Annotated in this window: 21 protein-coding genes and 2 pseudogenes; 10 read left to right on the forward strand and 13 right to left on the reverse strand. The window is 69.9% G+C overall.

Going from position 1 to position 21376, the window contains the following annotated elements; all coding sequences use genetic code 11:
• The 5 genes from AB0I69_RS23140 (at position 1) to AB0I69_RS23160 (ending at position 4559) form a co-directional block, all read left to right on the forward strand.
• Complete coding sequence (locus AB0I69_RS23140) at positions 1 to 621, forward strand: class I SAM-dependent methyltransferase (RefSeq protein ID WP_363097542.1); 621 nt, start codon at positions 1 to 3, stop codon at positions 619 to 621.
• Positions 622 to 658: 37 nt separating this feature from the next.
• Positions 659 to 1246: a DUF2218 domain-containing protein gene (locus tag AB0I69_RS23145; protein WP_363097543.1), complete on the forward strand. Its 588-nt coding sequence runs from the start codon at positions 659 to 661 to the stop codon at positions 1244 to 1246.
• Between the two features lie 131 nt (positions 1247 to 1377).
• Entirely contained in the window at positions 1378 to 2553 is a 1176-nt protein-coding gene (locus AB0I69_RS23150; RefSeq protein ID WP_363097544.1) for a permease, read from the forward strand.
• A 200-nt stretch (positions 2554 to 2753) separates the two neighbouring features.
• Positions 2754 to 3761, forward strand: a complete 1008-nt coding sequence (locus AB0I69_RS23155; RefSeq protein ID WP_363097545.1) for a chitinase — start codon at positions 2754 to 2756, stop codon at positions 3759 to 3761.
• Positions 3762 to 3857: 96 nt separating this feature from the next.
• Positions 3858 to 4559, forward strand: a complete 702-nt coding sequence (locus tag AB0I69_RS23160; RefSeq protein ID WP_363097546.1) for a 2-phosphosulfolactate phosphatase — start codon at positions 3858 to 3860, stop codon at positions 4557 to 4559.
• Positions 4560 to 4584: 25 nt separating this feature from the next.
• Here AB0I69_RS23160 and AB0I69_RS23165 read toward each other — a convergent pair whose 3' ends face one another.
• From AB0I69_RS23165 to AB0I69_RS23175, 3 genes are all read right to left on the reverse strand, one after another.
• Entirely contained in the window at positions 4585 to 5637 is a 1053-nt protein-coding gene (locus tag AB0I69_RS23165; RefSeq protein WP_363097547.1) for an LLM class flavin-dependent oxidoreductase, read from the reverse strand.
• Positions 5638 to 5665: 28 nt separating this feature from the next.
• Positions 5666 to 6121, reverse strand: a complete 456-nt coding sequence (locus AB0I69_RS23170) for a MarR family transcriptional regulator (RefSeq protein ID WP_363097548.1) — start codon at positions 6119 to 6121, stop codon at positions 5666 to 5668.
• Positions 6122 to 6195: 74 nt separating this feature from the next.
• Positions 6196 to 7293 carry a PP2C family protein-serine/threonine phosphatase gene (locus AB0I69_RS23175; RefSeq protein ID WP_363097549.1) on the reverse strand — a complete coding sequence of 366 codons (1098 nt, stop codon included), beginning with the start codon at positions 7291 to 7293 and terminating at the stop codon, positions 6196 to 6198.
• Positions 7294 to 7592: 299 nt separating this feature from the next.
• Here AB0I69_RS23175 and AB0I69_RS23180 point away from each other — a divergent pair, with 299 nt between their 5' ends.
• Positions 7593 to 8012, forward strand: a complete 420-nt coding sequence (locus AB0I69_RS23180) for an ATP-binding protein (protein WP_363097550.1) — start codon at positions 7593 to 7595, stop codon at positions 8010 to 8012.
• 8 nt (positions 8013 to 8020) lie between these two features.
• On the opposite strand, the gene AB0I69_RS23185 is transcribed toward AB0I69_RS23180, so the two are convergent.
• The 3 genes from AB0I69_RS23185 to AB0I69_RS23195 are packed head-to-tail and all read right to left on the reverse strand — an operon-like array spanning position 8021 to position 10346.
• Positions 8021 to 8257 (reverse strand): non-oxidative hydroxyarylic acid decarboxylases subunit D, encoded by a 237-nt coding sequence (locus tag AB0I69_RS23185; RefSeq protein WP_363097551.1) that lies wholly within the window; start codon positions 8255 to 8257, stop codon positions 8021 to 8023.
• A gap of 35 nt (positions 8258 to 8292) precedes the next feature.
• Positions 8293 to 9717 (reverse strand): non-oxidative hydroxyarylic acid decarboxylases subunit C, encoded by a 1425-nt coding sequence (locus tag AB0I69_RS23190; RefSeq protein ID WP_363097552.1) that lies wholly within the window; start codon positions 9715 to 9717, stop codon positions 8293 to 8295.
• Between the two features lie 32 nt (positions 9718 to 9749).
• The gene (locus AB0I69_RS23195; protein WP_363097553.1) at positions 9750 to 10346 is read right to left on the reverse strand and encodes a non-oxidative hydroxyarylic acid decarboxylases subunit B; all 597 of its coding nucleotides are present in this window, start codon (positions 10344 to 10346) and stop codon (positions 9750 to 9752) included.
• Positions 10347 to 10434: 88 nt separating this feature from the next.
• Between AB0I69_RS23195 and AB0I69_RS23200 the strand changes: the two genes are divergently transcribed.
• Positions 10435 to 11307, forward strand: a complete 873-nt coding sequence (locus AB0I69_RS23200; protein ID WP_363097554.1) for a helix-turn-helix transcriptional regulator — start codon at positions 10435 to 10437, stop codon at positions 11305 to 11307.
• 25 nt (positions 11308 to 11332) lie between these two features.
• Positions 11333 to 11992, forward strand: coding sequence for a DUF402 domain-containing protein (locus tag AB0I69_RS23205; RefSeq protein ID WP_363097555.1), 660 nt, complete (start codon positions 11333 to 11335; stop codon positions 11990 to 11992).
• Here AB0I69_RS23205 and AB0I69_RS23210 read toward each other — a convergent pair.
• Positions 11989 to 12249: pseudogene (locus AB0I69_RS23210) on the reverse strand (cytochrome P450); the annotation flags it as partial. The gene AB0I69_RS23205 and the pseudogene AB0I69_RS23210 overlap by 4 nt on opposite strands.
• 1 nt (position 12250) lies before the next feature.
• On the opposite strand from AB0I69_RS23210, the pseudogene AB0I69_RS23215 reads away from it, so the two are divergent.
• A pseudogene (locus AB0I69_RS23215) lies at positions 12251 to 12385 on the forward strand (TetR/AcrR family transcriptional regulator); the annotation flags it as partial.
• A gap of 235 nt (positions 12386 to 12620) precedes the next feature.
• On the opposite strand, the gene AB0I69_RS23220 reads toward AB0I69_RS23215, so the two are convergent.
• Positions 12621 to 14078: an MFS transporter gene (locus AB0I69_RS23220; protein ID WP_363097556.1), complete on the reverse strand. Its 1458-nt coding sequence runs from the start codon at positions 14076 to 14078 to the stop codon at positions 12621 to 12623.
• 177 nt (positions 14079 to 14255) lie between these two features.
• On the opposite strand from AB0I69_RS23220, the gene AB0I69_RS23225 reads away from it, so the two are divergent.
• On the forward strand, positions 14256 to 14711 hold the full coding sequence (locus AB0I69_RS23225; RefSeq protein WP_363097557.1) for a MarR family transcriptional regulator: 456 nt from the start codon (positions 14256 to 14258) through the stop codon (positions 14709 to 14711).
• 59 nt (positions 14712 to 14770) lie between these two features.
• Here AB0I69_RS23225 and AB0I69_RS23230 read toward each other — a convergent pair whose 3' ends face one another.
• From AB0I69_RS23230 to AB0I69_RS23250, 5 genes are all read right to left on the reverse strand, one after another.
• A complete protein-coding gene (locus AB0I69_RS23230) occupies positions 14771 to 15115 on the reverse strand; it encodes a hypothetical protein (protein WP_363097558.1) in 345 nt (114 codons plus the stop codon).
• A gap of 254 nt (positions 15116 to 15369) precedes the next feature.
• Positions 15370 to 15693 (reverse strand): hypothetical protein, encoded by a 324-nt coding sequence (locus tag AB0I69_RS23235; protein WP_363097559.1) that lies wholly within the window; start codon positions 15691 to 15693, stop codon positions 15370 to 15372.
• A 198-nt stretch (positions 15694 to 15891) separates the two neighbouring features.
• Positions 15892 to 17370: an alpha-amylase family glycosyl hydrolase gene (locus AB0I69_RS23240; RefSeq protein ID WP_363097560.1), complete on the reverse strand. Its 1479-nt coding sequence runs from the start codon at positions 17368 to 17370 to the stop codon at positions 15892 to 15894.
• The gene (locus AB0I69_RS23245) at positions 17367 to 20087 is read right to left on the reverse strand and encodes a glucosidase (RefSeq protein ID WP_363097561.1); all 2721 of its coding nucleotides are present in this window, start codon (positions 20085 to 20087) and stop codon (positions 17367 to 17369) included. The genes AB0I69_RS23240 and AB0I69_RS23245 overlap by 4 nt, the downstream gene beginning before the upstream one ends.
• Positions 20071 to 21339 (reverse strand): MFS transporter, encoded by a 1269-nt coding sequence (locus AB0I69_RS23250; RefSeq protein ID WP_363097562.1) that lies wholly within the window; start codon positions 21337 to 21339, stop codon positions 20071 to 20073. Before AB0I69_RS23250 ends, AB0I69_RS23245 begins: the two co-directional genes overlap by 17 nt.
• Positions 21340 to 21376: the final 37 nt, after the last annotated feature.

Consider the following 21376-nt stretch of genomic DNA (forward strand, 5'->3'; position numbering starts at 1 on the left):
ATGACCGATCCTCCACTCCACGGGCCCGACCGCCAGGCGCCGCGACTGCCCGACGATCTCTACGTCGGTCGACCGCCCTGGGACATCGGACGCCCCCAACCCGCCTTTCTCGCCCTCGCCGAGTCGGGTGCCCTGCACGGCCGGGTCCTCGACGCCGGGTGCGGGACGGGGGAACACACGCTCCTGGCCGCCGACCTCGGTCTCGACGCCACCGGCATCGACCTCGCCGCCCGCGCCCTGCGCACCGCCGGGACCAAGGCACGGGAACGAGGTCGCAAGGCCCGCTTCCTCCGCCATGACGCCCGCCGACTGGCGGACCTGGACGAGCAGTTCGACACCGTGCTCGACTGCGGGCTCTTCCATGTCCTCGACGCCGCCGACCGCGCCGCGTACGTCACCGGACTGCGGGCCGTACTCCCGCCGGGCGGGCGCTGCTTCGTCCTCTGCTTCAGCGATCGGGCGCCGGGGTCCTGGGGGCGCGCGCACGCGGTGACCCGGCGGGAGATCGAGGTCGCGTTCGGCGACGGCTGGCAGGCCGACTCCATCGAGGCCGACCGTATCGAGATCACCACGGACCCGGACGGCATCCCGGCCTGGCTGGCCACCCTCACCCGCACCTGAATCCCCAACCCCCAGGCCCCACCGAACCGAGGAACCCATGCTCACCGCCGAAGCACACATCGCCACCGACCGCCCCGGCCGGTATCTCGCCCAACTCTGCAAGCACTTCGACAACAAGGGCCGTCACCTGAGCCATCGTCCGCGGACACACGCGCTCCCGGAGGTTCGGCCCGACCAGATCCAGGTCGAGTGGTCGGACAACGACGGGCTGCTCCGCCTGCCCTGGGGGCAGTGCATCCTGCGGGCAGTCCCCGGCGCACTGCGGGTGCGCGTCGAGGCCGAGGACCAGGAAAACCTGGGCCGGCTTCGGGATCTCGTCACCACGCACCTCGGCAGGTTCAGCAGGCGCGATCCGTTGCGGGTGGAATGGCAGTCGTCCGAGGCGTCCGTCGACGCGCCCGGCGAGGCGGTTCCAACGCGCCGACGGCCCGGCGGCCGGACCAGGTTCCTCCTCATCGGCGTGGCAGTCGTCGCCGTAGCCGTACACCTCGCGCTCGGCGGAACCGTCCTGGCCCACACGTCGTGGACCGGCTGGGCCGTCGGCTTCCTGGTGACGGTCGTCGTGGCGAAGGCGGCTCTCGTGGGCGGGCTCGCCCTGCGTCGCCACGGGCGCCGCACCGGATAGGTCCGGTCACGCGGCGATCCGGTCGGCCGAGATGCCTGATGTCACTCCCCTCGCGTCCGGCCGCAATGCATGCGCTGGATACCCCCTACGGGTATAGTCCTGGCCGACGTACACCGGAGAGGGGCGGGTTCATGGAAGCGATCGGGCACGCGTTGTCGATTGCCGGTTCGATGACCTGGGAGGTCACCTGGGCGCTGATCCTCGGCTTCACGCTCTCCGCCGTCGTGCAGGCGGTGGTGCGTCGGTCGACGGTCGTACGACTGCTCGGTGACGACCGGCCGCGTACGCTCACCCTGGCCGCCGGGCTCGGGGCCGCCTCGTCCTCCTGCTCGTACGCGGCCGTGGCCCTCGCCCGTTCCCTGTTCCGCAAGGGCGCGAACTTCACCGCGGCCATGGCCTTTGAGATCGCCTCCACCAACCTGGTCGTCGAACTCGGCGTGATCCTGGCCCTGTTGATGGGCTGGCAGTTCACCGCCGCCGAGTTCGTCGGCGGGCCGATCATGATCGTGGTACTCGCGGTGCTGTTCCGTCTCTTCCTGCGTCAGCGCCTGCTGGATCGGGCGCAGGAGCAGGCGGAGCGTGGGGTGGCCGGTTCCATGGAGGGGCATGCGGCGATGGACATGTCGATCGGGGGTGAGGGCAGTTTCGTCCGCAGGCTGTTCTCGCGGGACGGGTTCACGTCCGTCGCGCACATCTTCGTGATGGAGTGGGCGGCGATCCTGCGCGACCTGGTGGCCGGGCTGTTGATCGCGGGGGCGATCGCGGCCTGGGTGCCGGACAGCTTCTGGCACACGTTCTTCCTCGCGGACCACCCCCTCGCCGCGAAGCTGGTGGGACCGCTCGTCGGCCCCCTGGTGGCCATCGCGACCTTCGTCTGCTCGATCGGCAACGTGCCCCTCGCGGTGGTGCTGTGGAAGGGCGGCATCAGTTTCGGCGGGGTGATCGCCTTCATCTACGCCGACCTGCTGATCCTGCCGATCCTGAACATCTACCGGAAGTACTACGGCGCCCGAATGGCAGGCTTCCTGCTGGTCACCTTCTTCACGGCGATGGCCGTCGCCGGGTACATCGTCGAGTTCGCGTTCGGCGGCCTGGGCCTGATCCCCGACCAGGCCGACGCCAAGATCCCCGACGACGGGATCACCTGGAACTACACGACCTGGCTCAACATCGCCTTCCTGCTGCTGGCCGCGAGTCTCGTCGTACGGTTCCTGCGCAGCGGCGGCCCGGCCATGCTGCGGATGATGGGCGGTTCACTGGATCACGGCGAGCAGGAACAGGAACACGAACACCACAACCACCACTAGCGCGGGTGCGCGCCGCTCAGCGAATTCCCGCGCCGTACCGGTCAGTTCACTGCAAAGAACCTTGACAGGCGATTGGTCTAGTCCAACTATGGTCGCTGTTCGTCCCGGTCAGGGGCGACTTCTCTCCTTTCACCATGGGAGCGTCAATGAGACGACCTGGGCCTCTTCGCGCGTCGCTGTCCTGCGCGGCCGTAACAGCCTTGTCCGCAGGGCTTGTTGCTCTCGGCGGGGGTGACGCGGACGCCTCGCACCGCGCGCAGCCCATGCCGGACCACGTGGCGGCGCCGTACTTCGAGGCGTGGACCGGTGAGAGCCCGGCCGCGCTCGCCGCCGCCTCGGGCAACAAGTACCTCACGATGGCGTTCCTGCAGACCGAGGCGGCCGGCTCCTGCACGGCGTACTGGAACGGCCTGCCCGCCCAGCCGATCGCCCAGTCCACCTTCGGCAAGGACATCGCCACGATCCAGGCGCGCGGCGGCAACGTCATACCGTCCTTCGGCGGCTACAGCGCGGACACCACCAACACCGAACTGGCCGACAGCTGCACCGATGTCGACGCCATCGCCAAGGTCTACGAAAGCCTGGTCACGACCTACGGCGTGAGCCGGATCGACCTCGACATCGAGGCCGACTCCATCAACAACACGGCCGGTATCGACCGCCGCAACAAGGCCATCGCGAAGGTGCAGCGCTGGGCCGAACGCACCGGCCGCAGCGTGCAGTTCTCCTACACGCTGCCGACCACCACCACCGGTCTCGCCCCCAACGGCGTGGCCCTGCTGCAGAACGCCGTCGACAACGGCGCGCGCGTGGACGTCGTCAACATCATGACGTTCGACTACTACGACGGTGCCACCCACGACATGGCGGCCGACACCAAGACCGCCGCCACGGGCCTGCACGCCCAACTCGCCGCGCTCTACCCGAAGAAGAACCCGGCGAAGCTGTGGAAGATGATCGGCGTCACCGAGATGCCCGGCATCGACGACTTCGGCCCCGCGGAGACCTTCACCACGCAGAACGCCGTCACCGTGAAGAAGTGGGCCGTCGCCCAGGGCATCAACACGCTCGCCTTCTGGGCACTCCAGCGCGACAACGGCAACTGTGTGGGCACCGGGGGCACCAACAACTGCTCCGGGATCGCCCAGGACACCTGGTACTTCAGCCACACCTTCAAGTCGTTCACGCGCGGCTACGACATCCACTGACGGTTCGGCAGCGTAGGGGTCGCCGCCTCCCCCAGGGCGGCGAGAACCTCATCCCGGGTGGGTACTTCGGGCCGGGCATGCGCGATCATGGTCGGAATGGACTCTCATTTCCTCGGTATCGCCGAGTTGACCGAAACCCCGTCCGTGGCGGTCGTGGTCGACGTCATGCGTGCCTTCACCGTGGCGGCCTGGGCCTTTGCCCGGGGGGCCGAGAAGATCGTTCTCGCCGGGTCGCTGGACGAGGCCCTGGCGCTCAAGGCCCGCCACCCGGACTGGGTGACGCTCAAGGACGGTCCGCCCGCGCCGGGGTTCGACGCCGTCAACTCCCCGGGCCTGCTGCGGTCGACGGACCTCGGCGGACGGACCGTTGTGCAGAAGACCACGGCAGGGACGGTCGGCGCCCTCGCGGTCAAGGACGCGTCGCTGGTGCTGTGCGCCGGCTTCGTGGTGGCGGGGGCGACGGCTCAGCTCCTGCGGACGCGCGCGAGTGGCAGTGTCACGTTCGTGGTGACCGGCGACGACGGTCGGGCCGAGGAAGATCTGGCGTGTGCTCACTACATAGCCCGGAGGACGACCGAGGCCGGGACGGACCCCGCTGACTTCGTCCGCCGCGCTGCCGAGTCGCAGGCCGCCGCAGACCTCAGGCAGGGGGTGCGTCAGGGAGCCCATCCCGATGACGTCGCGCTCTGCCTTGAGGTCGACCGGTTCCCCTTCGCCATGGTGGCGACACTGGAAGGTGAGCTCATGGTCCTGCGTCCGCACGCGATGCCTTCGCCGACTGCCGAGGGCCCGGTCTGATCGACCGGTTGCTCGGCCTGGGGCATCAGGCTGCCATCAGTTCGCGTACCAGCGGTGCCACCTTCGTGCCGTAGAGCTCGATGTTGGTCATGAGGGTGTCGTGGGGCATTCCGGTGATCCCGTACTTCAGGTTGAAGCGGGTGGCGTCGAGGGTCTTGAGCGTGTCCGCGATCTTGCGGGCCACGGTTTCGGGCGATCCGACGTGCAGGGCGCCACCGGGGCCGACGTCCTGCATGAGGCTCTCGCGGGTCGGGGTGCGGAAGCCGCGCTCCCGCGCCACGCTCGCGATCAGCTGTTGGAAGGCCGGCACGAATTCCTCCACCGCCTGTTCGTCGGTGGCGGCGACATGGCCGGGCGCGTGTACGCCGATCGGCCGTGCGGGGTGGCCGAACTCCGCCAGCGCCCGCCGGAACAGCTGGGAGAACGGGGCGAAGCGGGCCACGTCTCCGCCGATGATCGCCAGCATCAGGGAGAACCCGTACTGGGCCGTGCGGATCACCGACTGGGGGCTGCCGCCGACGCCGATCCAGGTGGGTATCGAGCCCGTCTCGCTGTGCGGGTAGACGGAGAGACCGTCGAGGGCGGCGCGGGTGGTGCCGGACCAGGTGACGGGCTTCTCCTTGAGCAGTTCGGCGAAGAGGGCGACCTTCTCCTCGAACAGCTCCTCGTAGTCGTTCAGGTCGTAGCCGAAGAGCGGGAAGGACTCGGTGCTCGACCCTCTGCCGAGGATGACTTCGGCGCGGCCCGCGGAGACGGCGTCGAGGGTGGCGTAGCGCTGGAAGACGCGGACGGGGTCGTCCGAACTGATCACGGTCACCGCCGAGTTGAGGCGGATGCGCTCGGTGCGCGCGGCGATGGCCGCGAGGACGATGTCGGCGGCCGACAAGGGCATCGCCTCGGTGTGGTGCTCGCCGATACCGAAGTGGTCGACGCCCACCTGGTCGGCGAGGACGCCTTCCTCGACGAGGCGGCGGATCGCCTGGCCGTGGGTCAGCGGGGTGCCCTCGGCGTCGTTCGTGACGTCACCGAAGGTGTCCAGGCCGAGCGTGATGGCGAAGGGGGCGGTCGGGGTGGTCATCTCGTACTCCTTGGATCTGCTCGGTGTGTCAGTTGGCGATACGGCGCATCAGGCCGAGGAGCCGGGTCAGGTCGGCGGCGTCGACGTGGTCGAGGACATGGCGCCGGACGCTGGACAGATGGGCGGGCCATGCCTCCTGGAGGCGGGCGAGGCCCTGGTCGGTGAGGACGGCGTTCCAGCCGCGGGCGTCCTCGGCGCACCGTTCCCGTTCGACCAGGCCCTGTGTCTCCAGGCGGGTGACGATGCGGGTCATGCCGCTCAGCGAGAGGTTGCAGACGGACGCCAGCTCGCTCATGCGCATCCGTCGGTCCGTGGCCTCGGACAGGTGCATGAGGGTCGTGTACTCGGACAGCGGCAGGCGCTGCTCCCGCATCATGTCGGCGTCGACCGCGCGGGGCAGCACGAGCATCACCCGGGCGAGTTCGCGCACCAGCTCTTCCTCGTGCGGACTCATGGGGCGCAGTGGCTGCTCGGGCGTGCTCATGGCACCAGTTTACTTGATTGACGAAACAAGGAAGTGGACGGATCGATGCGCCCGCCACGCACGTCCCGTGGTGCTTACCGGGTGGGGGGCGCGTCCCCTGTCGTGGCCGCATGGCCGTGATAGCGCAGCAGGAGCATCGCGGCGTCGTCGTGGAGCGGTCCGGCCGTGTGGCGAACCAGGTCCTCGCGCAGGGAGTCCAGCGCGCTCTGCGCGTCGGGCTCCTTCAGCAGGTGTGCCCGCTCGCCGAGCGGATAGAAGGTGCCGCGTTCGTCGCGGGCCTCGGTGACGCCGTCGGTGTACAGGAGCAACTGCTCGCCCGGTGCGAAGCGTACGGAGAACGGCTTCGGGGTCTCGCTGCCCTGGGCGCCGCCGAGGCCGAGCGGCGGGGCGTAGGAGGGCGGCACGGGGAAGTCGGCGGCGCCGTTGCGTCGTACGACCATCGGGGGCGGGTGGCCGTAGTTGAGGAAGAGCACCTCGTGGTCCGTGCCGATCTCGGCGAGGACGGCGGTCACGAACTTCTCGTCGGACAGCACCCGGGAGACGCTGCGCTCCAGGCGCTCGCCGAGCCCCACCAGGTCGGGTTCATCGTGCGCGGCCTCCCGGAACGCGCCGAGCACCACGGCGGCCGTCTCGACGGCGGCCAGGCCCTTGCCCTGCACGTCGCCGACGATCACCCGCACCCCGTGCGGGGAGGCGACCACCTCGTAGAGGTCACCGCCGATACGGGCCTCCGCGACGGCCGAGGTGTACGACACGGCCGCCTGGAGGGGTCCCGCGGTCAGCGGCACGGGTCGTAGAAGTACTCGCTGCGCGACCTCCGCGATGGACCGCACGCTGGCGAGTTCGGCCTCGCGGCGTCCGCGCATCACGGCGGCGGCGATGCCCGCGCCGGTCACGCCCACGACCGACACCATGGCCAGGAAGCCCCTGCGTTCCTGGAACAGTCCGTCGTACAGGCCGAGCCCGACGCACAGCGCGAGTGCTGCCGCGCCGAACCACGCGGTACGACGCCAGCTGCCCACCAGTCCGGCGAAGGCCGGCCCGAGGGAGGCCAGCGGGAGGAAGCCGAGGCCCGGCCCCGTGACGAGGTCCCCGACCGCGACCACCGCCATCACCGCGGCGGGCAGCCAGGTCAGCACGGAGAGACTGCGCTGCGGCTTCGTTGCGGCCATGGTCCACTCCAACGGCGTCGCGGCATCCGGGAGCCGCCTTCCGCGCAGGGGCCCCTCCCCCACCTTTGGACATCGCAAGGCTGCCAGGCAATCCCCTTGCCGTGCCCGCCGCTTTACCCAATTGAGTCCGAGAACGGACATTTCCTGATCGGCGACAACCAACTGGCGCCGACTGGTTGGCGATCACGGACACCGGGCAAGTGAACTGTGCAGGACCCGCCGCGCGAGACATGCAGCGGCCCCGGTGCGGTGTGGCGCCGCGGGGATACCGGGTGTCCTAGGAGGGGAAGTGATTCGCCATGCGTGCGCATCGGCGTACCCATAGGCGTTCCGTACGCGTGGAGTACCTGCTGCCGGACGAGGCCGCGTCGGCGGGGCAGGCACGCAGGCTGACCTCGGAGTTCCTCGCCCGCTCCCGTCATCGAATGGCCCGGGTCGACGCGGAGCAGATCGACGACGCGACGCTCATCGTCTCCGAGCTGGTCGCCAACGCGACCGAGCACGGGCGCGGCGAGTGCCGACTGCGCCTCCAACTGTCCGACGAGCGTGTCACGGTCGAGGTCTACGACGACAATCCGACCCCTCCCCGCGTGCGGCCGCTGACGGCCGAGGGCGAGAGCGGACGCGGCCTGGCCATGGTCCGCTGCCTGGCCCACCGCCTCGATGTCACCCCGCTCACCGGGGGCGGCAAGCGGGTACGCGCGATCCTGGCCATCTGACCAGGTTTTCAGTGGGCTCGGCCGGCTGCCAAGGGCGGTACGACGGGCACCTCCGGCGCGGCCTCGATGTCGGCCTGCGTCATGCGGAACTCAACGGGGTAGGCCTCGCGCCGCGTACGGCGGTCGGGTTCGGTGGTGCGCCACATGTAGAGGCAGCGGACGCACTGGAGTACGTCCCATACGCCGGGGACCGGCGAGGTGGTCACGGTGTCGAGCGTGTCGTGGGCGCAACGGGGGCAGGTCATGAGGGGTGACTCCTGACGATGGTTCGTGGATCGGGTCAGCGGGCGGCGATGAGGGCGCGCAGCCGGTCTGTCCACTCCGGGGTCTCGGGCAAGTCCCGTACCGGGGTGTCGAAGTGGCCCCGGTTGTCCGGTGCGACGGGGGTCGTGGCGTCGATGATCATCTTGCTGGTGATTCCTGGGGTGTTGGCAGCGGGTGCCAGTGCCATGACCGACAGGTTGGGGACGATGACCACGTCGTCCTGGGGGTTCACCTTCGCGGACATCGCCCACATCACCTGCGGCAGGTCGAAGGGGTCGACGTCCTCGTCCACCACGATGACCTGGGTGACGTAGCCGAGGCCGTGCGGGGTGGTCATCGCGCGCATGCCGACCGCCTTGGCGAAACCGCCGTAGCGCTTCTTCGTCGAGACGATCACCGCGAGGCCGTGGGTGTACATGGCGTTGACGGCCTGGACTTCCGGGAACTCGGCGCGGAGTTGCTTGAGGAGGGGGACGCAGGTGTTGGGGCCGACGAGGTAGTCGACCTCGGTCCACGGCATGCCCAGGTAGAGGGACTCGAAGACCGGGTTCGTGCGGTAGGAGATGCGGTCGATACGGATCGTCGGCATGCGTCGGCCGCCGGAGTAGTGGCCGGTGAACTCGCCGAAGGGGCCCTCTATTTGGCGTTTGCGGCTCTCGACCACGCCCTCGATGACGACCTCGGAACCCCAGGGGACGTCGAAGCCGGTGAGCGGTGCGGTGGCGATGGGGGCGGGGGCTCCGCGCAGGGCACCGGCCATCTCGTACTCGGACTGGTCGTAGCCCATCGGCATGCCGGCGACGATCGTGACGACCGGGTCGTTGCCGAGGGTGATCGCGATGGGGAGGTCCTCGCCGAACTCCTCGGCGGCGTGCAGGTGTTGGGCCACGTCGTGCATGGGGACCGGCTGGAAGGCGAGGCGGTCGCGGCCGATGACCTCGATGCGGTACGTGCCGACGTTCTGCTTGCCGAAGTGGTCCGGGTCGCGTGGGTCGCGGGAGACCACGGCGGCCTTGTCGAGGTAGAAGCCGCCGTCGCCGTCGTTGAGCCGGAACAGCGGGAGGACCTTGAACAGGTCGATGTCGGCGCCCTGTTGGGTGTTCTCCCGCCAGGGCGCGTCCTCGCGGCGCTCCGGTGCGACCGGGAAGGCGTCCCAGCGGCGGGCGAACTCCTCGACCTGTTCGCGCACGGAGGTGTCCGGGGGCAGCCCGAGGGCGAGGGCGTGGTTGCGCCAGGAACCGTGCACGTTCATCGCGATGCGGGCGTCCGTGAAGCCCTTGACGTTGTCGAAGTAGAGGGCGGGGGCGCCTTCACCGATGCGTCCGGCAGCGTTGGCGGCGGCGGCCAAGTCCGGTTCGGGGAGGACCTGTTCGGTGATCCGGAGCAGCTGGTTCTCCTTGTCCAGGGTGTCCAGGAAGCTGCGCAGGTCGTCGTAGGGCATGGGTGGGCTCCGTACGTGAGGGGACTGTTGTCTCAGGCGGCGGGGTGGATGCGTGCGTCGCGGGCGGGCCGTATGCCTTCCCAGCGCTTGGCGGCGGGGGCGGGCAGGTCGAGCTGGTCGAGGACGCGGGAGGTGATGTGGGTGACGATGTCGTCGACCGAGGCGGGGTGGTTGTAGAAGGCGGGCATCGGCGGCACGATCCGTACGCCCTTGCGCGCGAGGTCAAGCATGTTCTCCAGGTGGATCTCGCTCAGGGGTGTCTCGCGCGGCACGAGCACCAGCGGGCGGCGTTCCTTGAGGATCACGTCCGCGGCCCGTCCGATCAGCCCGTCGGCGTAGCCGGTGCGGATGCCGGCCAGGGTCTTCATGGAGCAGGGCACGATCACCATGCCGTCGGTGCGGAAGGACCCGGAGGCGATGGTGGCTCCCTGGTCCTCCGGGTTGTGGACGACGTCGGCCAGCTCGGCGACCTCACGGGCGGTGCGTCCCGTCTCCAGCTCGACCGTCGTACGGGCCCAGCGGCTGAGAACGAGATGCGTCTCCACCTCGGGCAGTTCGGCCAGCTGCTCCAGCAGCCGGACACCGAGGACGGCCCCGGTCGCTCCGGTCATCCCCACGATCAGTCGCACGTCGTCCAGCTCCTTGCCCAGTCCGGTCTCTGTGCTTTCGACCGTAGGAGCGGTTCGCTGCCGGACGAGGGTAGGCTCAGGACTCACCATGGGAAAAAACGGTCAGCATCGCACCGAAATCACCGACGTGTCGTACCGTCCGTCGCTGAGCGCGCCCATCGGTATGGACGTCCTGGACTTCACCGAGCTGCTTGCCCGCGGTGCGCGCCGGGGCATCGACCTGTCGGCGCCGCAGCGCCCGGACTTCCATCACCTGATCCACGTCACGGCAGGCACCCTTCGCCACCGGGTGGACTTCACGGACTGCGTGGTGGAGACGGGCGGCTGGCTGTGGGTGCGCCCCGGACAGGTGCACCAGTACGTCCCCGACGACCTCACCACGGCCCGCGGCACGATCGTCATCTGGCAGCCGGGCTTCGTCCTGGCCGAGCCGCCCTTCGACCAGTCACCGCTGCTCCCGACGGGCCCGCACGCGCACGCTGCCGGTCTGACGTTGCGTCACCTGTCCGATGAGTACGCCGACTTGGCCTCGCTCCCCCTCGACGCCCACCTCCAGACCCTCCGCATGCTCCTCGCCGTCCTGCTGCTCCGGCTGTCCCACGTCCGCCCGGACCCGGTGTCGTCCGCACCGGCCGACGACACGTTCCGCCGCTACGGCGCGGCCCTGGAACGGGACTTCCGCACCAGCCACCACGTCGCCGACTACGCCGCCGCCCTCGGCTACAGCCCGCGCACCCTCACCCGCGCGACTCTCGCGGCCACCGGCACGACCGCGAAGCAGTTCCTCGACGCCCGCATCCTCCTGGAGGCCAAGCGCCTCCTCGTCCACACCGACGCGAGGGCGGCGGACATCTCCCGCACCCTCGGCTTCGGCGATCCGACCGACTTCGCGAAGTTCTTCCGCAAGCGGGAGGGTCGTACGCCGTTGGAGTTCCGGGCGGTGGCGCGCGGGCAGACATGAGTCAGCCGAGCGACCGGAGGTGCGCATGCAGGAGTTCCAGCCGAGTGAGACCGCCGTACGGCGTGACGTGTTCCGGCGGAAGGTGTGGAGTGCTCAGGCTTCGCGGGTCGTCGAGGACACCGCCGAGGCGCTGGTTCTGGGGTGCCGGCCGGGCGCGGAGTTGTTGGCCCCGACGACCTGGATCGACTGGCTCCTCACCGGCGACGAGACCGCCCGGCTGCGCGCCCTGCCGACCCTGGCCGACGGCGACTGGCAGCTCGGTCGGTGGTCCTGGCGGGACACGGCCCTGCTCCAATGGGTGCCGCCCGACACGTGGTTCAGCGTCAACGCGTTCTTCGACGCCGCGGGAGACGGCCGGCTCACGCACTGGTACGTCAACTTCCAGCGTCCGATGCGCCGGACGTCCATCGGCTTCGACACCTTCGACCTGCTGCTGGACCTGGTGGTCGCGCCCGATCTGTCGCGGTGGGACTGGAAGGACGAGGACGAGTACACCCACGGCCGCCGGTTGGGGGTGGTCAGCGAGGCCGATCACCGGGCGGTGGAGAAGGCTCGCGAGGAGGCGGTCGCGATGATCGAGGGGGGTGTCGGGCCGTTCGCTGTGGAACGGGGGTTGGGGAAGTGGCGCTACGAACCTCACTGGCCGGACCCCCAACTACCCACCGGCGTGCTGGACTTGGACTAGTCGGAGCGGCCCGGATCTCCCGACGGGCCGATACGCACCGGCAGTTCGCTCAGGCCCCGAAGCAGCGCGCTCGTCCGCCACGTCAGTGTCGCGGGGTCGGCGGCGAGGGCGAGGTCCGGGCAGCGGTGCAGGAGGAGGCGTACGGCGATGGCGGCCTCGGTACGGGCCAGGGGTGCTCCCAGGCAGTGGTGGAGGCCGTGGCCGAAGGCGAGGTGTCCGGGGCCCCTGCGCCGTAGGTCGAAGCGGTCGGGTTCGGGCGACGCCTGGCGTCGCCCCCTTGCCCTCCTTCTCGACGGCCTGCGCGCCACGCCCGCTACGGTCACGCTCCCCGCTCCCGCCCTCACCGCGACGCAACTCAACGACGCGTTGCAGGGCCTTGGACCGCGCAACTGAGCTGATTGCGGTGTGAGTTGAGCGGCTCGGATCGGTCTCCGGCCGCGGTCGATCCCGGGTGGGTGATGAGAGGGCCGCGGTGCACCCAGGAGCGGCACAGAGCAACCGACTCAGCGCAACTCCCGTAGCCCACCGGCGAGTTGACCACCAGACAGCCCACTGCCCGGCGCCAAGGAGCGATCCCCCACTCCTCCGACACGGGCAGCACACCCCCCGTACGTTCAGCCCACCAAGTTCAGGACTCGACCCCCGCGTCCTCCAACTCGCCGACCGCCTCGGCCTTCTCCTCGCTCGGCGCGGTCTGCCGTGCCGCCGGGATCGCCGCCGCGACGAGAGCCGCGAGCAGGGCGACGCCGCCGCCGATGATCAGGCCGGTCCGGAAGCCGCCCTCGGAGGTGAAGGTGTAGCCGCCCGCCGTGTTGGTCATCTGGGCGAGGACGACGCCGATCACCGCGGCGCCGATCGACGTGCCGAGCGAGCGCATGAGGGTGTTGAAGCCGTTTGCCGCGGCGGTCTCGGAGAGCGGGACCGAGCTCATGATGAGCGCGGGCATCGCGCCGTAGGCCAGGCCGACGCCGCTGTTGATGACGATGCAGACGATCATGAGGCCCCAGGCGGAGCCCATCAGACCCATCGCCAGGGCGTAGCCGGCGGTGATCACGAGCACGCCGCTGGTCAGGGTGAACTTGGGGCCGCGGGCGTTGGTGAGCTTTCCGCCGAGCGGGGAGACGATCATCATCATGATGCCGCCGGGCGCCATCCAGAGGCCGGACGCGAGCATCGACTGGCCCAGGCCGTAGCCGGTGGCCTCGGGGAACTGCAGCAGCTGCGGTACGACCAGCATGCTGGAGTACATGCCGACGCCGACGAAGACCGAGGCGATGTTGGTGATCAGGACCCGGGGTCGGGCCGTGGTGCGCAGGTCGATCAGCGGGTCACCGGTGCGCAGCTCCCACACGCCCCAGGACAGGAAGGCCACGATCGCGACGGCGAACAGGCCCAGCACGGTGGCCGAACCCCAGCCCCAGTCGGCACCCTTGGAGATGCCGAGCAGCAGGCAGACGAGGCCGACGGCGAGGCCGAGGGCGCCGGGAGCGTCGAAGCGCTGGCCCTTGGCGGCGGCCGGTACGTCCGGGATCAGGAACCAGATCAGCGCGGCGACGACCGCGGCGAGGGCGGCCGAACCCCAGAACAGGGCACGCCAGTTGGCGTACTGGGCGATGGCCGCGGCGATCGGCAGGCCGAGGCCGCCGCCGATGCCCATGGACGCGCTGACCAGGGCGATGGAGGGGCTGAGCCGCTCCTGCGGGACCACGTCCCGGAGGAGGGCGATGCCGAGGGGGACCATGCCCATGCCCATGCCCTGCAGACCGCGTCCGACGATCATCGGGACTACGGACGAGGAGAGCGCGCAGACCACCGAGCCCACGATCAGCGGGACGGAGCAGGCGAGCAGCATGCGGCGCTTGCCCAGCAGGTCGCCGAGGCGGCCGACGACCGGCACACAGACCGCGGCCACCAGCAGGGTGGCCGTGATCACCCACGCGGCGTTCGAGGACGAGGTGTGCAGCATCTCCGGCAGGTCGGCGATGAGCGGCGTGACCAGTGTCTGCATGATCGCGGCCGTGGTGCCGGCGAAGGCCAGCGTGGCGATCACGCCGCCTGCGCGGGCTGAGGGCTGGGGGGCGTCCATGACGGGACTCCTCGGCATATCTGTTCGGTCGGGACGTGAAGGAATGTGCATCGTACACATCGTATGTATCAGCCATGTGATGGGGATGATGCATACCCTCGTGCGAGGATGGGCCCGGCCGCCCCGAACCGCATGACACGGCGGCGGCATCGGCGGGAAGCAGGAGGCAGCGGACCGATGGACAGGCGCACGCGCGAGGTCGAGTACGAGCAGATGCTCCTCAGCCGGCACGGGCTGCTCGCACAGAAGGGCGGTCGCCGCAAGGACGGCGTGCTGGAGCGCAGCGCCTACATCCTGCTGAGCCGGATCCGCATCCAAGGGCCCATGTCGATCGGCGAGTTGAGCGACGCCTTCGGTCTCGACACGTCCACCCTCAACCGGCAGACGGCGGCGGCCATGCGTTCCGGGCTGGTGGAGCGCATCCCCGATCCCCAGGGCGGCATGGCCCGCAAGTTCCGCATCACGGACCAGGGCGCGCGGATGCTCGACGAGGAACGCGAGGGGCTCGTCCGGTCCCTGGACCAGATCATGGACGGCTGGTCGGACGAGGACATCGACGCCTTCGCGGCTTTTCTACGGCGTTTCAACACCGACATCGAGCGGCTCGGCGGGCGTCCCTGGCCACGGCCGTGAGCCCCGCCCCGTGACAACTCACGGGGCGGGGCGGTCAGTTCACGCCGGGCGTGTCTGTGTCAGGAGGAGCGGCGAGCGCGGCCGGCCATGTACACCGCGCCGCCGCCGAGGGCGATCACCAGGGCCGCTCCGCCCGCTATGAGGCCGACCGGCGCGTTGGAACCCGTCTCCGCCAGCGGCTGGTTGCCACCGTTGGGGGTCGGCTTCGGAGTGGCGGACGGCGTCGACTGCAGCGGCGGAACGTGCGCGGACGTGGGAGGCGTCGTCGACGGCTTGGGCTGGCCGGCGGGGTCGACTCCTCGGCGGGCGGCGTGCTGTCGGCCGGGGTCGACGGCGTCGCGGGCGGGGCCGAGGCCGGCTGGATCGGAGTCGGGGTGGACGAGTCCGGCGTGCTGGGGGTGCACTCCTTGTCGCCGCCGTTCCAGGCCGCGATGAGGTGGTACGGCGTCATGATGTTGTCGGGCTGGTAAGGGAGCGGGCCGTGGCCCTCACCCGTTCCGCCGTCGTAGGTGACGTCGTCGCCGTACAGGTCGATCTGGCCATAGCAGTCGGGCGACTTGACCTTCAGCTGCTGCCAGGTGTGCTGCGCGTCGTCCGCACCGGCGACGTCCTTGGCGGTGAGGTAGACAGTGGCCTTGTCGACCATGGTCTGGTGACCCTAGGTGTACCAGTTGGGGCCCTCGGCGGTGTACTCGGCGAGGGAGACGGGGTACTTGCAGCCGTCTCCGACGCTCTGGCCGGGGGCCAGCCGGACCTGGACAGCGCCGGGGACGGTGTCCCACTGGAGGAACCCGCCCTGCGAGGTCCAGTCCGTGCCGACAACGTTTCCATCGGCGCCGACGATGCGGTACTGCACGGTGGCGGACTGGCATGCGGCGGCGTCGGTGGCGCTCGCCGGGCCGGCCGCGAGCACGGGCGCGGCGGCGATGAAGGCGGTGGCTGCGAGGGCGGGGAGGGATCGGAGGTGGTGCGAACGCGACAAAGTGAGCCTCGACGATGGTGAAAGGTGTGGGAGGTGGCAGATCGCGAGCGGCGGGCGCACGAAAGGAAACGATCGAGGGCGTGCGCGACCGGACCGCTCGCAGATGCTCCGCTTAGCCAAGACACAGCGAAGCAAGCTGAATTCTTGTCACCTTTCACAACTCCCGTCACTCCTTCACCACTTGACCACATGTCAAGATCAGGACATCACCGCAACCAGATGCCAGCGCAGCCCCTCCAACTCGACGTAGAGGCCGGGGTCGACCAGTTCGTCGCCGTCCCGGTCGTAGGTCACCTCGGTGAGCAGTTCGGTGAGTTGGCGGGGGCCGCCGCGCAGGTCGGACCACGGGAGGCGGACCCGGCCCTGGGCAGGTTGCTCGGAAAGGTTCACGACGACGAGGTGACGGCTGGAATCGGTGGTCCAGGACCACGCGATCAGGTTCTCGTGGGTGGGGTTGTCCGGCCAGCCCGTGCAGTCGAGCAGCTGCCACTCCCCTCCTGTGCGCATGCCGGAGGAGCCGATCGCGGCGAGCAACTGGTGGTAGAACGCGAGGAGTTCCTTGTCGACGGGCTCCTCCGGCCGACGGGAGAGGAAGACCGGTGGCCGCACCTTGCGTCCCTCGAACTGGCCCTCGTGCCAGAGCGTCGCGCCGGGCAGGGTCGCGATGGTGACCGCCGCCGCGCGTTCCCGTTCGGGCGACAGGGTGGCGGCGGCCCGGGGTTCGTCGTGGTTCTCCAGGAAGCGGACCAGGCCGCGCTGGTAGCGGAGGTCGGCCTGAAGATGGCCGCGCACCGAATCGGCGCCCTCGTGCAGCAGCCGGTCGTAGAGGCGTTTGTCGTAGCAGTGGTCGAACCCCTGTTGCTGCAGGGCCCATTCGAGGTCCCAGTAGGCCTCGGCGACGAAGAGGAAGTCGGGGTGGCGCTCGCGGACCTTCGGGATGGCGTACGGCCAGAAGTCCTCGGCCGGTGCAGTGCCCGCGCGTTCGCCCCAGGTCTTCGCGAAGACGTCGGTCATCAGCAGCATGGCCATGTCGCAGCGCACGCCGTCCGCCTGGTCGCCGATTGAGGCGAGGGTGTCGACGGCCGCCGTACGCAACTCGTCGCTGAAGGCGTTGAGTTGGACGACGTCCGGCCAGGGCGCGAAGTAGGGGTCGCGACCTCGGGCGAAGACCTTGCCGCCGGCTTCCAGGAAGGCGGCGGGGTCGCGGGCCAGGTCGTCCGGGGTGCCCTGGACCAGACAGTCGGGGCGTTCGGTCAGCCAGGGGTGGTCGGGGGCGACGTGGTTGGGGACGTAGTCGAGGATCAACCGGACGCCGCGGTCGGCCAGTTGGGCGCGGGCCGCGGCCAGTCCCTCCGGGCCGCCGAGGGATGCGTCCACGACATAGTTGCGGACGCAGTACGGCGATCCGGCCACGTCCTGCGGGCGGAGGTCGGGCAGTGCCGCGCGGAACGACGCCTGGAGCGAGGAGTCGCGCAGCGCGATCTCCAGTCCGGCCGGGCTGCGTTCCCACACGCCCATCAGCCAGACGGCGTCGACGCCCGGGAGCGCGACCTCGTCCCAGGCCGCCGCGGGCACCTCGCCGAGGGTGACGGGGCGGCCGTAGCGGCTGCTCAACTCCCCCAGCCAGATCAGGGTGTTGATCTCGTAGATCACCGGGTGCTCGGGCCAGGCAGTCATGACAGCGGCTCCTCTCGGTCGCCGGTGGGGCGCAGGCTCTCGCGGCCCCTTGCCGACCACTCCTCGTCGCCGAGCATGTGGAAGAGGGTGGCGGTGACCGCGGACAGGCCGGTCCAGCCGGTCTGGTGGGAAGCGCCGAGGCCGGCGCCGTTGTCGCCGTGGAAGTACTCGTAGAAGAGGATCAGGTCCTTCCAGTGCGGGTCCTTGGCGAACTTGGCCTGGGCGCCGTGCACCGGGCGGTGTCCGTCGGCGTCGCTGAGGAAGGTGGCGGTGAGCCGGTCGGAGATCTCGCGGGCGACCTCGTAGAGGGTGAGCTGGCGGCCGGATCCGGTGGGGCACTCGACGGTGAAGTCGCTGCCGTGGAAGGCGTGCAGGTTGAGGAGGGCGCGGATCAGGAGCAGGTTGACCGGGAACCACACGGGGCCGCGCCAGTTGGAGTTGCCGCCGAACATCCCGGAGTCGGACTCGGCGGGCAGATAGCCGACGCCGTACGTCTCCCCGTGCACCTCGAAGGTGTACGGGTGTTCGGCGTGGAAACGGGAGAGGGAACGGATGCCATGCGGACCGAGGAACTCGTTCTCGTCGAGCATCCGGGACAGGATGCGCCGCAGCCGGTCCTCGCCGAACAGGGCGAACAGATAGCGGCCGTCGGCGTTCGGGCCCAGCGCCTCGTGCGAGGAGATGGTGGCCTCCACCGCCGGATGGCGTTCGAGGAACTCCCGTGCTCCCGCGACCAGTTCGGGGAAGCGCTGGTCGGCCCAGCCGCCGACCAGGCTGGTGGCCGCGAGGGGGATCAGTCCGACGAGGGAGCGCACCTTGAGGCGGGTCGCCGTGCCGTCGGGCAGTCGCAGCACGTCGTAGAAGAAGCCGTCCTCCTCGTCCCACAGGCTCGCGTTGTCGGCGCCGATGCGGTTCATGGCGACGGCGATCCACGCGAAGTGCTCGAAGAGGGACTGCGCCTGCTCGATGTAGACGGGGTTGTCGACGGCCAGCTCTATGGCGATCTCAAGGAGGTTCTGGCAGTACAGCGCCATCCACGCGGTGCCGTCCGCCTGGTCGAGGTGGCCGCCGGTGGGGAGCGGGGCGCTGCGGTCGAAGACGCCGATGTTGTCGAGGCCGAGGAAGCCGCCCTGGAAGACGTTGTTGCCGTCGGTGTCCTTGCGGTTGAGCCACCAGCTGAAGTTCTTCATCAGCTTCTGGAAGGCGTTCTCCAGGAAGGCGCGGTCGCCCTTGCCGGTGCGGTGCTTCTCCAACTCGTAGAGGAACAGGGTGGCCCAGGCGTGCACGGGCGGGTTGACGTCGCCGAAGTTCCATTCGTACGCCGGGATCTGGCCGTTGGGATGGAGGTAGAGGCGGCGCAGCAGCAGGTCCAACTGGCTCTTGGCGAAGGTGAGATCGATCATCGACAGGGCGACGGTGTGGAAGGCGAGGTCCCAGGCCGCGAACCACGGGTACTCCCAGGTGTCCGGCATCGACATGATCTCGTCGTTGACCATGTGGTACCAGTTGCTGTTCCGCACCCGGGGGTCGGAGGCGAGCGGGTCGACGCCGTGCTCGGAGAGCCAGCGCTCGACGTCGAGGTAGTAGTACTGCTTGCTCCACAGCATGCCTGCCAACGCCTGCCGGACCAGCCGCCGTTCGTCGACCGGCGTGTCTGCGGAGGTGATGCCGTCGTAGAACTCATCGGCCTCCGTGCGGCGTTGGGCCATCACGGTGTCGAAGTCGCCGGTCCAGTCCGGTAGTTCGGTGGCGGTGAGGCGTAGGCGGACGGTGGCGCTCTGACCGCCGGGGATGGTGAGGACGTGGTGGACGGCGGCCTTGGTGCCGGTCTGTTCGGGGTTGACGGCTCCGGTCTCGCCTCCGACGACGTACCGGTCGATGCCGTCCTTGACGTACGGGGAGGTGTTCGAACTGCCGAAGATCTTCTCGTTGTTGGTGTCGTTCTCGGTGAACAGGGTCTGCGCGTCCGCGTCGCAGTACAGCCAGCGCGGGCCCAGTTCCTCGTGGTCGGCGCGGAGCGGGCCGCTCGGTTCCTGGCGGATGGACGGGACGGCGGTCCCACCCGCCCAGGACCAGGTGTGCCGGAACCACAGGGTCGGCAGGAGGTGCAGAGGTGCCTCGTCGGGGCCGCGGTTGTGCGCGGTGATCTCGATCAGCAGGTCCTCGGGGCCGGCCTTGGCGTACTCGACGAACACGTCGAAGTAGCGGTCCTCGTCGAAGATGCCGGTGTCGAGGAGTTCGTACTCGAAGTCACCGCGTCCCCGGGCCCGGTTGGTGGCCTTGAGGTCCTCGTAGGGGAACTCCGACTGCGGGTATTTGTAGAGGTACTTCATGTACGAGTGCGTGGGTGTGCTGTCGAGGTAGAAGTAGTACTCCTTGACGTCCTCGCCGTGGTTTCCCTCGGCGTTGGTGAGGCCGAACATCCTCTCCTTGAGGATCGGGTCGCGGCCGTTCCACAGGGCGAGCGCGAAGCACAGTCGCTGTTTGCCGTCGCTGACACCGGCGATGCCGTCCTCGCCCCAGCGGTAGGCGCGGGAGCGTGCCTGGTCGTGGGTGAAGTACGACCAGGCGTCGCCGCCCTGGCTGTAGTCCTCCCGTACGGTCCCCCACTGGCGCTCGCTCAGATAAGGACCCCAACGGCGCCAGGGCGCCCCGGAGTCGTCGGCCTCGGCCAGCCGTCGCCGCTCGGCGTCCGGTGTTTCAGCGCTCGTCCCCATCGCCCGTCCTCCCCTTGGCCCGACCCATTCCCCCAGACTCGGGTGTCCCGGACCCGACGGCAACACGAACAGCCGGGCGGAGGGCGTCGGTGTCCGTCAGGAACACCGCAACGGCGAGGAGCAGAGCGGCCGTCGCAGCGATCGGCGCCACCAGGAAGGCTCCGGCGCTGCCGTGGCTGTCGGCGAGGTGTCCGGCCACCACCTGCCCGGTCGCGGTGCCGAGCGGTCCGCCCGCGCACAGGATCGTCAGGGCGACGGTCGCGCGGTCGGCGGGTGCGAGTCGTTCGGTGAGGGCGTAGAGGCTGATCAGGTAGGGGGCCACGGTCACGCCCGCGACGGCCATGGCCGCGGGGACGGCGTGCAGCCTGTCCCCGGCGACCAGGGTGATCGTGCCCAGCAGCAGGGTCGCCGCGAAGGTCACGTACCGGCCGCTCGGAGTGAAGCGTGCGGGGAGCCAGGCGCAGGCGGCGCCGGCCAGGGCACTGCCGATACCGAAGACGGCGTAGAGGAGTCCGGCGCTGCCGGGCTGCCCGCTGTCGTCGGCGTAGGCGGTGACGCCCGTCTGTACGGCACCGAACACCGTGCCCATCGCTGCCATGGCGAGGAACATGGCGGCAAGTGGCAGTCGTGGCAGGGGAGTTCGCGGTGCGCCGGGTGCCGGTCGGTGTTCGGCTCCGCCGGGGGCGAGGGACAGGGCGAAGGGCAGGGTGGCCAGGACGAGGAGGGCGACGGCCGCCATGGTCGGTGCCGTCGGTCCCAGGGAGGTGAGCAGTCCGACGATCGCGGGTCCGGCGACGAAGCTGATCTCGTCCGCGGTCGCCTCGTACGAGAGGGCGGTGGGGATGAGGTCGGGCCGGGCGCGGGCGTGGAGCAGCCGTGACCAGTGCACGCGGACGAGGGGGCCGACCGGCGGTTGGGTGAGTCCGGCCAGTGACGCCGCGACGATCATGCTCGCGCGGCCGGTACGGCTTGCCGCGACGAGGCCGGTCAGGGCGACGGCGTTGGTGAGTGCGGTGACCGTCCCGACGAGGCGGTGACCATGGCGGTCGGCCAGGGCTCCGGCGATCGGGGCGCCGAGCGCGTTGGCGCTGCCCTGGGCCGCCGCGGCGAGGCCGGCGAAGGCGTAACTGCCGGAGGCCGCGTGGACGAGGACGAGTGTCGCGAGGGACGAGGTGGCGTAGGGCAGCCGGGCCAGAAAACCGAGCGGGAAGAATCCGGCACCGGGAACACGGAACAGGGATCGGTACGCCATCGGCGTCTCCCATGACACGTCGGAGAGACGCGCTACC

This window comes from Streptomyces sp. NPDC050508 (assembly GCF_040655155.1).
Taxonomy (GTDB): Bacteria; Actinomycetota; Actinomycetes; order Streptomycetales; family Streptomycetaceae; genus Streptomyces.